The following is a 13937-nucleotide window of genomic DNA, read 5'->3' on the forward strand; positions in this document are numbered from 1 at the left end:
GGTCCACCCCAATCAACTGAGTTTTCGAGATGCGGCGAGTTATATCATCTTCAAGTTGACACAACTGTCATCACAAACACCGGGGAATGTCCCGAGAGACGTATTGGATATAGAACGAAATGCACGGCAATTTAAGCTGGATGGTAAACGGGAAAGGGCATATCCACGAGTTCTTAAAATGAGCAAAAACAAGTTCCCGGTTAGACCAAAGAAAAATGCCGTTCACTCTTAAGTGAACGGCATTACAGCAATCTGCTGGCTCTTTTTAAGCAAATATGAGTTTACTAACGCATTACTTCTTTTCAGTCGCTTTAGAATTGGCGACTGAACCTATGACCAAGCCTTGCTTATTCACATCAAAGCTCATTTGAACTCGCATGTTGTAATCTTTAAGCATTTGCATTTCTTCAGGGATCGGCTCACCGCTCATTTCTAACAGTGTAAGCACTGGCGTAAACATCTTGCCGTAATCAGCAGACAAGCTGTACATGCCATTAGCTGACAGTTTCTCGCCTGCTAATTTGTTGGCTAAAGCCAAGCCTTTATCACCGCTATACACCACTAAATGTTGGCCTTTAATCGCCAGCATTGGCTTAACACCTAACTCTGGAGGCAACATCAATATTGGAGATAAATCAGTAGCATCGCCGTTATCGGCTAATTGCACTTCAGCCAGCATAGGGGCGAAAGGTTTGACCATATTGAACAACATGGATGGGTTTTCGGCGCTAAGGCTGACTAACGCATCTAAGCTTTCTAACTTAGGCTCTTGATCTTGTGTGCTCATTTTAAAATCGAGCAATGAAACGCTCATGCCTTTCACACCGTTCGCCATGCCAGTAAACATGCCTAGCATAGCTGGGCTCTGTTGGCTCAACTCAGCCTGCAACTCTGCCAATGGTGCACAGGTCAGTTGTGGCTTTTGCAGATCATCCCAAATAGCCGTTAATGAAGGGGTAATTTCATTGATATCTAGACCTATTCCCATGGAGAAGATAGTGCTGTCGATATCCGCCAGATGCGATGGAATAAAACCACGCATCTTTTGCATTGCCGCAAGAATAGGTTGATTCTTCGTTTCGACAACAAATGAAGCCGCCATATGGCTTTCTTTTTCCGTCACAGAAAACGCCGTTAAACCAGCAACAGTACGCGGCCAGTTAGCGGCAATCGCAGTCAGTTCGGTACGACATTCTGGTGTTCTGATTTGAGCTAATGGATCTTCACCCGCACTTTCATCAGCAAAAAATTGAGTCAGTTGCTTAGCTAGCATATTGCTATCTGCAGAGGTCAATGCCTTTACAATTTCCACATGATTAATAAAGCTAATGCTGTCATCTTTAAAACCATGGGTCTTAATAATATCTTCTAATATGCCAGAAGCGGCTAATGACTGCGGCGCCTTCTTAATACCAAATGCCATTTCTAATAACTCAGGCTCGGTAATAGAGGTACTGAAAGTCATCGTTAATATGCCATCTTTCTGGGCAAATAGCAGTTCAGCTTTCTCTTCTGAGCTTTCATCCGATAGTGCATAAGCGCGATAATCAACATCGCCCACTTTACGCATTTCGTGGGTTACACCACTGTCTTTTTCGGCTTTATCTAATACAGCCCAAAATGCTTCAGCCTGATTAACATCAATCTTTAATACTGGCAAAGCACCTAAAGTATAAATATAAGGTTTAACTTCATCGGGGAAACCGAAGGTTTTTAACAGTAAGGCAGGATCTTTCATCCCATCCATATACTGCTGATAAATGCTAACGAAGAACTTGCCCATAGGGCTATCCTGCACACCGAGTTCATCAAGCGTGTTACTTGGATATTGCTGATAATTTCCAGAAATAGACTGTAAATACGCTTTTAACGGGAAGGGTTTTAACTGGCCCGAAAATATCGGCGTATCGGCAGGCACATAGTCGAGCAAAGGATTAGCAGAGGCACTAGAACCCGCGCCATTCTGCATATACCAATAACCACCAGCACCTGCTGCAATAATTGCCGCGGCAATCACAATCTTTTTCATTTAAGAAACTCCATTTAATGACATTCAATTTTATGAAAACAATACCTAAAGAACTCACCTTAGGTATTTAAATATTTATCCGCTCTTACATATCCCTTACGCAGATAATGCAAAATCAGAAAACGCAACGACTCAGCCCTACGCAATACAAACCCAGTTTAAAATGCTTAGGCTAAGCGAAACTAAGGTATAAAATTTTCCCGATAATTTAACATTAAACCGACACAGAAGCGAACAGGATAGGAGTTCGCAGCATTAAAAACGTATTAGAACTAACGTTTATTCAACATGATTCCAATCTTATTTCAATTCGGTAATAAAACATCTCAAAGTCATCGACGATTAAGCAAAGAACCCAATGACAAATTAAGCTCATCTCACTCAAACTGCCTCACCAGAGCGTCATCGTGCTTCGTGGACTTTTTTAAGCGTGACGTCACCTAGCTGGCGCATTTGCTTACGGATCCAAGCTGAGCGCTGCTGCACATAGGATGACGGTGGAGACACCTTATAGCGCCAAGGATTGGGTAAAATGGCTGCGAGTAATGAGGCCTCGTATTGGGTAAGTTTTGCCGCTGACTTTCCAAAATAATGCTTTGATGCCGCTTCGGCGCCGTAAATACCTGGGCCAAATTCTACAATATTTAAATACACTTCAAGAATACGCGACTTATCCCAAGTCAACTCCATCAATAACGTAAACCAAGCTTCCAATCCCTTACGAAAGAAACTGCGACTCGACCACATAAAAAGGTTTTTCGCCGCCTGCTGACTTAAGGTACTTGCCCCGCGGACTTTGGTACCTTTTTGGTTGTATTTCAGTGCCGAACTTATCGCGGCTAAATCGAATCCAGTATGCTCAACAAAACGTTGATCTTCCGCAGCAATCACAGCCAATTGTAATTCTGGAGAAATTTGCGCTAAATCGCGCCATTGATGCCTGATCTCACCGATAGGAGCAGGTGGAAATAAGGCACGTTCGATACGCCAAGTCCACATAGGAGGATCGACAAATCGTAGTAGGATCACTAATAAAATTGAGCAAATAAATGCCCAAACTAATCCCTTAAATAACCAAGACAATAAACGACGAAAACCACGCTTTCGTCTCTGAGGTGCTGGGTCACTCGACTTATTAACACTTGGACGCCTGACATGATCTCGCATCGCATATAAAGGGGCCGTCATTTATACCATCTCATCCACACACTCTCATTTCTTGTTTCTCATCTATCCAGTCAAGCCATCCCATTGCAAGGATTCTTTGGGGCAACCTAGGCTTACAGAAAATATTCTAAAGCTTTACGCGAGTTGCAAGCTGATCATGCTACGAGAGTAAAGGAAACACCAAGGATATCTTACTCGATAATCAAAGATAGGTTGAGAAATAACCATAACAAGAACAAATCACTATTAGAGATTAACTGGGGTCGACTTAACTTGACCTCGGCAGCTTTGACGACAGCTGACCGAGGTAATGATGGCTGATTAACGAGAGCTAGCAAGTCAATCAAACTGCTTGATACTCGCAGGTGCGAGTCAGGTTTTCAACGCTTTCACTGCATCCAATTAAGCCATATCAATACACAGCAAACCCAGCCCATAAATACCGATATACAACAACTTAACCTCATAAAAGACATGAATTATGTCAATTAACGCAGTAAAACGCTTCAAAACCATCTACGGGAACTTCAAAATATAGCGCAGGCTTAACCAATGTGCATAACTCTGTGAGTAAAAATGTACAACATTTTTAGCATTTAAAAATGAATGCAAACTAACTCTATGAATATCAATCTATCTTAGTTAAATGACGCTTAAATGACATCACTTAGCTTCCTCGACAGTCCAGAGTATTAAATTCAATCCCACTTATCTTAAAATGATAAAAAAACGCCCCAAACTAAGTTGAGGCGTTTAATATTTAAAATCAATAAAATGACTAGATTTCGTAGTGCAGACCACACTCACGTTGTAGGCCATTAAAGCGAGTTTCTTCCTCTGTCATGCCTAATTCGAGTGGTTTACTCGAATGGGTATCCCCCACAGAAACATAGCCTTGGTCCCAAAGTGGATGGTACGGCAAGTCAAATTGCGTCAGATAGAGGTGAACATCTTTATTCGACCACTCGATAATTGGCAGTAGCTTAAAGCGCGTGCCATGAATCGCCAGTATCGGCAACGCCTCACGGGTACTGGCTTGGCTGCGTCTAAGCCCTGCAAACCAAGTGCCGACCTCAAGCTCGGCTAAAGCGCGTTGCATAGGCTCAACTTTGTTTAACCGGTTGTATTGCTCTAGTCCGTTTACCCCTTGCTCCCACAACTGACCAAATCGCGCCTCCTGCCATGCCGATGTCATCACTGCTTGGTACACTTTTAAATTCAGCGATAAACGCTCTGTCAGCTCGTCGATAAACTGATAAGTCTCAGGGAATAAATAACCCGTATCCGTGAGAATAACCGGAATATTCGCCTGTGCCTGACTCATCATATGTAGCATTACAGCGGCTTGGATCCCAAAGCTTGAGGACAGCGCATGATTACCGGGCAAATAAGTTAAGCCCCATAGCACTCGCTCTTGTGCGCTTAATCCACCTAAGAACTGATTAATACGTTCAAGCTCTATCGCTTGCTCTGCCTTAGGCGCACTCAATAATGCCTTGAGTTCGGCAGCGCTGACCACAGTCGGCACTTTATCACTGGTTTTTTGCTCAATATCAGCCATGAAAATCCTTAGCGGCATCGATCACCGCCTTCACTACGCCCACGCGGACGGTGAAGTTACCGAAGGTTTCGCCAGCATCACGCTCAACGGCGTAGCGGCCAAACAGGGCATCCAATTCGGCGAGAATGTCCGCCTCTTGGATATTTTCTCTGTGCATCTTGTTCAGACGAGTCCCTTCAAAGCTTGCACCTAAGTACAAGTTATAACGACCCGGCGCCTTACCCACAAGACCAATTTCAGCGGCAAATGGGCGGGCACAACCGTTTGGACAACCCGTCATACGCACCACAATCGCTTGCTCGCTGATGCCGTGTTTTGCCTGTAGCGCATCGATATGATCGATAAACTCAGGGAAATAACGCTCGGCTTCCGCCATCGCTAATGGACACGTCGGCAACGCCACACAGGCAATCGAGTGACCGCGAGTTTGCGTCAACACTTGGCCCAGCAGACCATGTTTACGGGCTAAACCTTCAATCGTGGCTTTATCTTCCGCTGCGACGCCTGCGATGATCATGTTTTGATTCGAGGTCATGCGGAAATCGCCCTTGTGGATCTTAGCGATTTCACGCAGCCCCGTTTGCAGGGTTTGGCCTGGTAAATCTTTAATACGACCGCTTTCGATAAATAGGGTTAAATGCCACTTACCATCAACACCTTCGACCCAACCATAACGATCGCCGCGATCGCCAATCACTACCTCACGCTTAGGTTCAAACTTCACCCCAGCACGCAGTTCAACTTCGGCTTTAAATTTCTCATAGCCGTGGTCAACGATTGTGTATTTAAGGCGCGAGCGCTTACGATTAGAGCGATTGCCCCAGTCACGTTGCACTGTCATGACAGCTTCGGCAAATTTCATCACGTCTTCAGTTTTGATAAAACCAAAGTCGTCTGCTAGGCGTGGAAAGGTTTCCACTTCGCCATGGGTCGAGCCCATGCCGCCGCCAGCCGTTAAATTAAAGCCAACCAACTCGCCATTTTCGGCAACAGCAATAAAGCCTAAATCGTTAGTGTAAACGTCAACATCGTTATCGGGAGGAACCGCTACCGCCATTTTAAATTTACGTGGCAGATAGGTTTTGCCATACACAGGTTCGACGGTTTCATCTTCGGTTGAGAGTAACTTTTCTTCATCTAACCAAATTTCGGCGTAGGCGCGAGTGTGGGGTAATAGATGATCAGACAGTTGTTTCGCCACTGCATAGGCCTGCTCGTGCAGTTTCGATTCCATCGGATTGGGGTTACACATCACGTTACGGTTAACGTCACCACAGGCAGCAATCGAATCCAGCGCTTCGCGATCTAAGTCTTGAATAATGGTCTTCAAGTTACGCTTAGGAATACCGTGGTATTGGAAGGTTTGACGGGTCGTCAAACGAATGCTGTTCGAGCTGGTGAGCGTCGAAGCAATTTTGTCTACGCCTAACCATTGCTGCGGAGAACAAATACCACCGGGTACACGGGCGCGCAACATAAAACTATATAAAGGTTCGAGTTTTTGCTCTTTACGTTCGTTACGTAAATCGCGGTCATCCTGCTGGTAGAAGCCATGAAATTTGATCAGCTGCTGATCGCCGTCACTGAAACTGCCAGTCACAGAAGAATCTAAACCTTCTTTGATGGTCCCTCGCAGGTAATCACTGTCGGTCTTTAGGTATTCGTTTAACGCTAATTTTTGCTCACTCATGGCAACTGCCTCTTAAAATTGGGTTAGCTGGCTGCACAGGTCATCACGTGTGCAGCTTTGGCTATTCTTATGCGTTTCTTATCTGTGCAACGGTTGAGATTAATACACGTCTTTTTGGTAACGTTTATCGCTGCGCAGGGTTTCAAAATAGGCTTCGGCAGCTTCGGTATTCAAACCACCGACTTCGACTGCCACCTCAATCAAGGCTTGGTGAACATCTTTGGCCATACGTTCAGCATCACCACAAATATAAAGATGCGCGCCATTTTGCAACCATTGCCACAGGGCTTGGCCTTGCTCTTTAATGCGGTGCTGCACATAAATCTTATGGGCTTGATCGCGTGAGAACGCCACGTCGATACGGCTGAGATCGCCATTTTTCAAATACTGTTGCCACTCAGTTTGATACAAGAAATCCTGCTCAAAGTGTGGATTGCCGAAGAATAACCAGCTATCGCCTTGAATACCTTGGGCTACGCGCTCCTGCATAAAGGCACGGAACGGCGCAACACCGGTACCAGGACCCACCATGATCACCGGTGTTTCTGGATTTTCAGGTAAACGGAAATGCTTGTTCGACTCAACATAAACCTTAACTTGCGTGCCTTCCTGCGCAGATGCTAAGAAATGTGACGCACCGCCAAAACGTGCTGAGCCGTGGCGCTCATCTTCCACTAAGGCCACAGTTAAGTGGACTTCTGTTTCAACTTCGCTTTGACTTGAGGCGATAGAGTAAAGTCTTGGCGTTAATGGACGCAGTAGCTCAAGCAGTTTTGCTGCATTTAAGGTTACTGAGTTATTTGATAACGGATACTGAGTGACTAAATCGGCAAATTGATGCTTAAGGATAAAGTGGCGCACTTGTTCTTTATCTTCGCTCAATGCCAGCAGCTCAGCGCTGCCGCTCAATTCGGCCCATGCTTTGACTAATCCAGGGTATAACTGGGTCAGTTCTTTCTTATCAACCAAAGCCTGCTTAAGAGACAAGGATTCAGTACCAACCGTCACTAACTCATCGGCGGCCAATGACAGACCCGCTAAGACTTCATCGACTAAGACTTCGTTATTACTAAACCACACACCAAGGGCATCGCCCGCTTGATAGGTTAAGCCTGAGTCGCCAAGGTCGATTTCAACATGGCGCACGTCTCGGTCTGATCCACGGCCGGTAATTTTCTGGCTCACAAGCACTTCGGCGCTATAGGGGTTTTGCTTAGTAAATTCACTTTCGCCAATCGCTTTAGCGGTGCCGATAGATACCACACTGGCGGACGAAGTTTCGATTAGCGGCTTAACGGCCTCTAATACATCGGCGTGCCACTGGCCCGCGGCAGCTTCATAATCCACATCACATTCAATCAAAGGTAACAGTGATTTAGCACCGAGTGCTGCTAGGCGGGCATCGAAGTCTTTACCAGTTTGGCAGAAAAATTCATAACTAGAATCCCCCAGCGCAAGCACAGAGTAATGTAGATTGTCTAACTTAGGGGCACGTTTCGATGCTAAAAACTTGTGTAATTCAATCGCATCATCCGGCGCTTCACCTTCACCATGGGTGCTGACCACCAATAAAAACACAGCTTCTTGCTTTAATTGGCGAACATTGTATTCGCCCATTGAAGCCAGATTGACCGCATAACCTTGCGCTTGCGCCTTATCGGCGAGCGCTTTGGCGACACCACGGCCATTACCAGTTTGGCTGCCATAGAGGATAGTCACAGTTTGAGCCGTTTGCGCCTGCGCGACGGGCGCTAATTGGCCCGCATTAGCTGTAGCAGCAAGATAGCCACTCACCCAGGCCAATTGCACAGCACTTAACTCAGAAGTGAGTTGTTTTAGCTTCTCGACTTGTCCTTGAGACAATGGCGAAGCCAGCGATGAAAGTTCTTTTAACAACATGAGACGGCCCTATGACAGTGTAATGTCCACAAGCTTATCGCGGTTTAAGAAAAGCAAAAAAGAATAAAATAGGATTTTTAATTCCATTTTGGAATATACAAAGTGCAAAATTTAAGCTACAAAAGTGTGCACTGGTTAAAAGTTTTTGATCCGACCAGTGCAGAAACGGCCTGCTTGAGAAATATGCACTTGTGCCAAGCTAAAGTATTGCCACAATGGTCATGAGCCTGTCGAACAATAATTTCTGTTGCCCACAGAATAGTTTGTTTTAAAAACAAAAAGTGTCCATCCTAGATTGAATGCCCTAACTGACTCGAATCACCCGCCGAATAAACGCTGGTGACGACGGATTTTGCAGTTGAGTACGATGAAGGAAGAACAGCAGGCGGAACGATTATATAAACCATCAGGGAGTAGTCATGCAGATTGGAATACCGAGAGAAAGTCTCGCCGGTGAAACTAGGGTCGCCGCGACCCCAGCCACCGTTGAGCAGCTTAAAAAACTCGGCTTTGAAGTTGTTATTGAGGCCAATGCGGGTCAACTGTCAAGTTTCGATGATGCAGCTTTTGAAGCTGCGGGCGCGAAGGTGACAACAAACGTTTGGCAAGCCGATCTGATCTTTAAGGTCAATGCGCCAAGCGACGCCGAAATTGAACAAATCAAAGACGGGGCGACTATCGTCAGCTTTATTTGGCCCGCACAAAACCCTGAGCTGGTTGCGAAGTTATCTAAACGTAAGATCAACGTGATGGCAATGGACATGGTGCCACGCATCTCCCGTGCCCAGTCACTTGATGCCCTCTCCTCTATGGCAAACATTGGTGGATATCGTGCCGTTGTTGAAGCCGCACATCAATTTGGCCGTTTCTTTACTGGCCAAATTACCGCTGCTGGTAAAGTACCGCCCGCCAAAGTGTTAGTCATTGGTGCTGGTGTAGCTGGCCTTGCCGCCATTGGTACAGGTGGATCGCTTGGCGCCATAGTGCGCGCCTTCGATACCCGCTTAGAAGTGGCCGAGCAAATCGAATCTATGGGCGGCCAATTCCTTAAACTGGATTTTGGTAACGAGGAAGGTGGTTCATCGGACGGTTATGCTAAAACCATGTCGGATGAATTTATTGCCGCCGAAATGGCACTGTTTGCCGAGCAAGCCAAAGAAGTCGATATCATCATCACCACAGCGCTAATTCCTGGTCGTCCAGCGCCTAAGCTCATCACCAAAGCCATGGTCGATAGCATGAAGAGCGGCTCAGTGATCGTCGATTTAGCCGCTGCGACGGGTGGTAACTGCGAATACACGCAATCGGGTGAGCTGTTTGTTACTCCTAACGGCGTAAAAGTGATTGGTTATACCGACCTTCCCGGTCGTCTACCGGCGCAATCCTCACAGCTTTACGGCACTAACTTAGTCAACCTGATGAAGTTAATGTGTAAAGAAAAGGACGGCACAGCCAGCATCAACTTTGATGATGTAGTCATGCGCAATATGACAGTGATTAAAGAAGGTGAAGTGACCTTCCCGCCACCACCGATTTCTGTTTCTGCGGCGCCAGCAAAACCAGCGGCGAAAATCGAGCCTAAAAATACCACCCCAAAGGCGCCATCTAAGCTCAAATACGTGCTCGCCGCCTTAGGCGTTGCAGGGTTTGCTGCCGTGGCATCGGTAGCACCACCAGAGTTCCTGTCGCATTTCACAGTATTCTTGCTGTCCTGCGTTGTTGGCTATTACGTGGTATGGAACGTATCCCACTCACTGCATACGCCTTTAATGTCAGTCACTAACGCGATTTCGGGCATTATCGTGGTCGGCGCCCTACTGCAAATCGGTCAGGGTTCAACTTTGGTCACTGTACTGGCGTTTATCGCCGTGCTGATCGCCAGTATTAACATCTTCGGTGGCTTTACCGTCACTCAGCGCATGCTGAAGATGTTCCGTAAGGATTAAGGGGGTTTAACGTGTCTCAAGGACTGGTAACAGCAGCTTACATTATTGCCGCCATTCTCTTCATCTTCAGTCTCGCGGGACTGTCGAAGCAAGAGACGGCAAAACACGGCAATTTATTCGGTATCTTAGGTATGGCAATCGCCCTACTGGCTACCATTTTCAACCCCGATACTAACGGAATTGCGTGGATCTTAATCGCTATGGTGATTGGCGGCGCGATTGGTATCCGTTTAGCACTAAAAGTCGAAATGACTGAAATGCCTGAACTGGTTGCTATATTGCACAGCTTTGTGGGTATGGCCGCGGTATTAGTGGGTTTCAACAGTTTTATCGACTTACACCCACAGGAAGTCTCACAAGTCGTGGTGGCTGTCGGTGGTGATATCAATACGACCCTCGCCGCAGTACAAGATGCGCTAAGTGAAGCGGTGAAGACCGCCAGCAAAGAGCACCTCACTGGCGCTATGCTTAACATTCACTTGGTCGAAGTCTTCCTCGGGATCTTCATTGGTGCGGTGACCTTTACGGGTTCTATCGTTGCCTTTTGTAAGTTACGCGGACTGATTTCATCTAAACCTCTGATGCTGCCACATCGCCACAAGCTGAACCTAGTCGCAGTGCTAGTGTCTTTCGCCCTGTTGGTATACTTCGTACAGACAGGCGGCACTATGCCAGCACTGCTGTTGATGACCTTGATTGCCTTCGCCTTTGGCTGGCATTTAGTGGCATCCATTGGCGGCGCGGATATGCCAGTGGTTGTGTCTATGCTGAACTCCTACTCAGGTTGGGCAGCGGCAGCGGCAGGCTTTATGTTGTCGAACGACCTCTTGATTGTGGTCGGCGCGTTAGTGGGTTCATCGGGTGCTATTCTGTCTTACATCATGTGTAAGGCCATGAATCGCTCGTTTATTTCAGTTATCGCAGGTGGTTTTGGTACAGATGGTGTGGCCTCGACTGCCGATGAAGAAATGGGTGAATACCGTGAAACCAACGCCGAAGATGTGGCGGATATGCTGAAAAATGCCACTTCAGTCATCATCACTCCGGGTTACGGTATGGCAGTGGCGCAGGCGCAATATCCTGTTGCGGAAATCACTCAAAAACTACGTGATCGCGGCGTGAAAGTGCGTTTTGGTATCCATCCAGTTGCAGGTCGATTACCAGGCCATATGAACGTACTGCTCGCTGAAGCGAAAGTCCCCTACGATATCGTGCTCGAAATGGACGAAATCAACGAAGACTTTAAAGACACAGATGTTGTGCTCGTTATCGGCGCCAACGACACGGTTAACCCCGCGGCAATGGAAGATCCAGGCAGTCCAATCGCAGGTATGCCAGTGCTGGAAGTATGGAAAGCGCAAAACGTGATCGGCTTTAAACGTTCGATGAACACAGGTTATGCCGGCGTGCAAAACCCACTGTTCTTCAAAGAAAATACCCAAATGTTGTTTGGGGATGCTAAGGCCAGTGTTGAAGCCATTTTAAAGGCACTTTGAGCTTGATTTAATATCAACAGAGTAAAAATCGTTTAGGCGATAAACACTATTCTAAAGAAATGAAGGGAGCCAATGGCTCCCTTTCTTTTCACATTTTTTTAAGCCTATTAAGCTAGTCTCTGCGCCAATATGATGCGAGGCTTATCTGCCCCAAATGCTGATACGTTTAATGTAAGCTAAAACAGTAAGTTAAATCTAAAGCTGGTTTAAGGAAATAAGAAATGTTGCTTGGGCTGTTTATCCTATCTGCCGTATTAATCAAAACCTCATTACTCGGGCTTGGCTGGATATCGATTATCATCGGCCTGAGTGGGTACCTATTTTGTCGATGGTTTAATATCAAGTTAGATATCAAACTGATTGATAAATTTAAACGACTCTTTATCACTGGCGCGGCTCTGCATCTTCTCGTCTATATCGGCTTAATCACTAAGCTTTTCCTTATCGACAGCTTTGAAGACTTGCCCACATTCCTGATAAGTCACTTAGTCTTCCACCACGCAATCAGCGCCGTGATTGCTGCCGCATTAACCTTCTTGGCGATTCGCATCTATCTACAACAGCAAAAATTAACTCAAGCCTATCGACAGGAATTAAGCTAACTCAACAAGGTTTTGATGATAAATACCGACGGAGAAAATCTGACTAGATTCATCATTAGCTTAAGTGCCATAAAATAATGGGGACTAAAGCAGATCATGCAGAAGTGTTGTCAGCAACACTGAATTCATCAATGGATTCAAACATCAGGGATAAGAATGACCCCTGATGTTTGGGGGGAGCTAAGCCAAGATACGTTAGTCGACGGCAATATCGTTATCTTTAAGCTCTTTTGACAGGGTTTCATAATTCGTTTTGAGTTTTGGCAAAGTATCTTCTTTGATTTTACTCAATACATTTTGCAACTGATCCTTACCGTAAGAAACGCTATAGTGACGGGTTTCAATATTACTAATGATCTTCTCAGACTCTAAATACAAACGACGAATATCAGACAAAATATCACTCGGTGTTTCTAGCGCATTGGCAGAATAGCGCATGTTATCCCAGACAAATAATCCCATCTGCGGATGCATTTTCACTAAACTATTACTACTCACAGTCTCAACTGTGTCAGCGTAATGACTCAAGATTTCAACATTGTCACTCACTTCGTCATATAGGGCATGACGCAGATGATAGTTATTCTGCATATTGCTCAGGGCATCAAATTTAATTGCCTGTGACAACCCTTCTTGCGCGGCTAAATACACGCCAACAACAGTCGCAATGATTATAAAAATCTGACTCACCCAAAAACTGGTTTTGATAAGCTCAGTGTTATCAAGCTTAATGGTGCGTTTAGGCATATCTGCCTCATTAGAGATGGGGGTCATATCCATATGTTTTATCCTGTCAAATCAAGAGTACAAGGCAATATCACTAACTTAAATCATTATTGAGTGGTCATCCTACACTATTGGGGTATGACTTACCTCAGTACAAATCACGATTTTTACCCACAAAAAAGGAGCCATCTGGCTCCATTTTTATATTCATTGGTCAGTCTATTATGCTGCTTTTGCCAAATCAAAATTGGATAGCAACATCACAGCTGTACGGCCTAATAGGTGGTTGATCGTGCGATCGCCCGCTAAGCCTAACTCAGCAATCGCTTGCTGACGCGCTGTACTCACCGCTCTAAAGAGGGTAATTTCATTATTCGCACCACCACAAAGACTAAAGAACAGTCTTAATACTGCGCGGTAATGCTCTTCCTGCATTGCCTGCATCCAGGATGTTTCCAATGCCTCTTGGCTAGAAAAATCCAGCGCAGCAACAAATAGATTGCCGATACGACTATCTAAACGAACAAGAAAATCGCTTTTGCGTGGAAAATGGTGACTAATACCTGTGCGACTAATACCCGTTGCTTCAGATAACGTAGTATAAGACATAGTCTCAAAGCCGATAGTCAAAATTTGTCTTAACGCTTCATCCATAATTTGATTTATGGTTTGCTCAGTTTGTACTCGCGAGCGCTTAGCCATAGTAATGTCTCCCCTCTTATTTTTAGGGGGAAAGCTTACCAAAGCCGCTCAGGGATTACTGCTGTTCACTGGGCCGTAACCAGCGTATTTCACTTTTGTTCAGCTAGGGTTCAGTTTAA

Annotated in this window: 10 protein-coding genes and 1 pseudogene; 4 read left to right on the top strand and 7 right to left on the bottom strand. The window is 45.6% G+C overall.

Annotation, left to right across the window (positions count from 1 at the left end):
* A pseudogene (locus tag L5L77_RS19300) lies at positions 1-232 on the top strand (IS4 family transposase); the annotation flags it as partial.
* A 60-nt stretch (positions 233-292) separates the two neighbouring features.
* Here the strand turns inward: L5L77_RS19300 and L5L77_RS19305 are convergent.
* The 5 genes from L5L77_RS19305 to L5L77_RS19325 form a co-directional block, all read right to left on the bottom strand.
* Positions 293-2029 carry a hypothetical protein gene (locus L5L77_RS19305; RefSeq protein WP_263223345.1) on the bottom strand — a complete coding sequence of 579 codons (1737 nt, stop codon included), beginning with the start codon at positions 2027-2029 and terminating at the stop codon, positions 293-295.
* 402 nt (positions 2030-2431) lie between these two features.
* Positions 2432-3217, bottom strand: coding sequence for a monofunctional biosynthetic peptidoglycan transglycosylase (gene mtgA / locus L5L77_RS19310; protein ID WP_105251581.1), 786 nt, complete (start codon positions 3215-3217; stop codon positions 2432-2434).
* 757 nt (positions 3218-3974) lie between these two features.
* On the bottom strand, positions 3975-4757 hold the full coding sequence (locus L5L77_RS19315) for a phosphoadenylyl-sulfate reductase (RefSeq protein WP_263192287.1): 783 nt from the start codon (positions 4755-4757) through the stop codon (positions 3975-3977).
* Positions 4750-6447 carry an assimilatory sulfite reductase (NADPH) hemoprotein subunit gene (gene cysI, locus L5L77_RS19320; RefSeq protein WP_263192286.1) on the bottom strand — a complete coding sequence of 566 codons (1698 nt, stop codon included), beginning with the start codon at positions 6445-6447 and terminating at the stop codon, positions 4750-4752. Before cysI ends, L5L77_RS19315 begins: the two co-directional genes overlap by 8 nt.
* A gap of 99 nt (positions 6448-6546) precedes the next feature.
* The gene (locus L5L77_RS19325; RefSeq protein WP_263185868.1) at positions 6547-8346 is read right to left on the bottom strand and encodes an assimilatory sulfite reductase (NADPH) flavoprotein subunit; all 1800 of its coding nucleotides are present in this window, start codon (positions 8344-8346) and stop codon (positions 6547-6549) included.
* Positions 8347-8765: 419 nt separating this feature from the next.
* Between L5L77_RS19325 and L5L77_RS19330 the strand changes: the two genes are divergently transcribed.
* The 3 genes from L5L77_RS19330 to L5L77_RS19340 all read left to right on the top strand — a co-directional run bounded on the left by L5L77_RS19330 (position 8766) and on the right by L5L77_RS19340 (position 12390).
* Positions 8766-10292 (top strand): Re/Si-specific NAD(P)(+) transhydrogenase subunit alpha, encoded by a 1527-nt coding sequence (locus L5L77_RS19330; protein ID WP_263223346.1) that lies wholly within the window; start codon positions 8766-8768, stop codon positions 10290-10292.
* Positions 10293-10303: 11 nt separating this feature from the next.
* Positions 10304-11788 (top strand): Re/Si-specific NAD(P)(+) transhydrogenase subunit beta, encoded by a 1485-nt coding sequence (pntB, locus tag L5L77_RS19335; protein WP_105251576.1) that lies wholly within the window; start codon positions 10304-10306, stop codon positions 11786-11788.
* A 221-nt stretch (positions 11789-12009) separates the two neighbouring features.
* Complete coding sequence (locus L5L77_RS19340) at positions 12010-12390, top strand: hypothetical protein (RefSeq protein ID WP_173496775.1); 381 nt, start codon at positions 12010-12012, stop codon at positions 12388-12390.
* A gap of 195 nt (positions 12391-12585) precedes the next feature.
* On the opposite strand, the gene L5L77_RS19345 is transcribed toward L5L77_RS19340, so the two are convergent.
* Positions 12586-13170, bottom strand: a complete 585-nt coding sequence (locus L5L77_RS19345; protein WP_131524277.1) for a hypothetical protein — start codon at positions 13168-13170, stop codon at positions 12586-12588.
* Positions 13171-13338: 168 nt separating this feature from the next.
* Positions 13339-13818 (bottom strand): TetR family transcriptional regulator, encoded by a 480-nt coding sequence (locus tag L5L77_RS19350; protein ID WP_263175820.1) that lies wholly within the window; start codon positions 13816-13818, stop codon positions 13339-13341.
* Between the last annotated feature and the right edge of the window lie 119 nt (positions 13819-13937).

Source organism: Shewanella sp. SM29, from assembly GCF_025654245.1.
Taxonomy (GTDB): domain Bacteria; phylum Pseudomonadota; class Gammaproteobacteria; order Enterobacterales; family Shewanellaceae; genus Shewanella; species Shewanella oncorhynchi.

Coding starts and splice junctions, on each gene's coding strand:
- L5L77_RS19305 (WP_263223345.1), bottom strand. CDS start 2,029: ATGAAAAAGATTGTGATTGCCGCGGCAATTATTGCAGCAGGTGCTGGT.
- cysI (WP_263192286.1), bottom strand. CDS start 6,447: ATGAGTGAGCAAAAATTAGCGTTAAACGAATACCTAAAGACCGACAGT.
- mtgA (WP_105251581.1), bottom strand. CDS start 3,217: ATGACGGCCCCTTTATATGCGATGCGAGATCATGTCAGGCGTCCAAGT.
- L5L77_RS19340 (WP_173496775.1), top strand. CDS start 12,010: ATGTTGCTTGGGCTGTTTATCCTATCTGCCGTATTAATCAAAACCTCA.
- L5L77_RS19315 (WP_263192287.1), bottom strand. CDS start 4,757: ATGGCTGATATTGAGCAAAAAACCAGTGATAAAGTGCCGACTGTGGTC.
- L5L77_RS19350 (WP_263175820.1), bottom strand. CDS start 13,818: ATGGCTAAGCGCTCGCGAGTACAAACTGAGCAAACCATAAATCAAATT.
- L5L77_RS19345 (WP_131524277.1), bottom strand. CDS start 13,170: ATGGATATGACCCCCATCTCTAATGAGGCAGATATGCCTAAACGCACC.
- L5L77_RS19330 (WP_263223346.1), top strand. CDS start 8,766: ATGCAGATTGGAATACCGAGAGAAAGTCTCGCCGGTGAAACTAGGGTC.
- L5L77_RS19325 (WP_263185868.1), bottom strand. CDS start 8,346: ATGTTGTTAAAAGAACTTTCATCGCTGGCTTCGCCATTGTCTCAAGGA.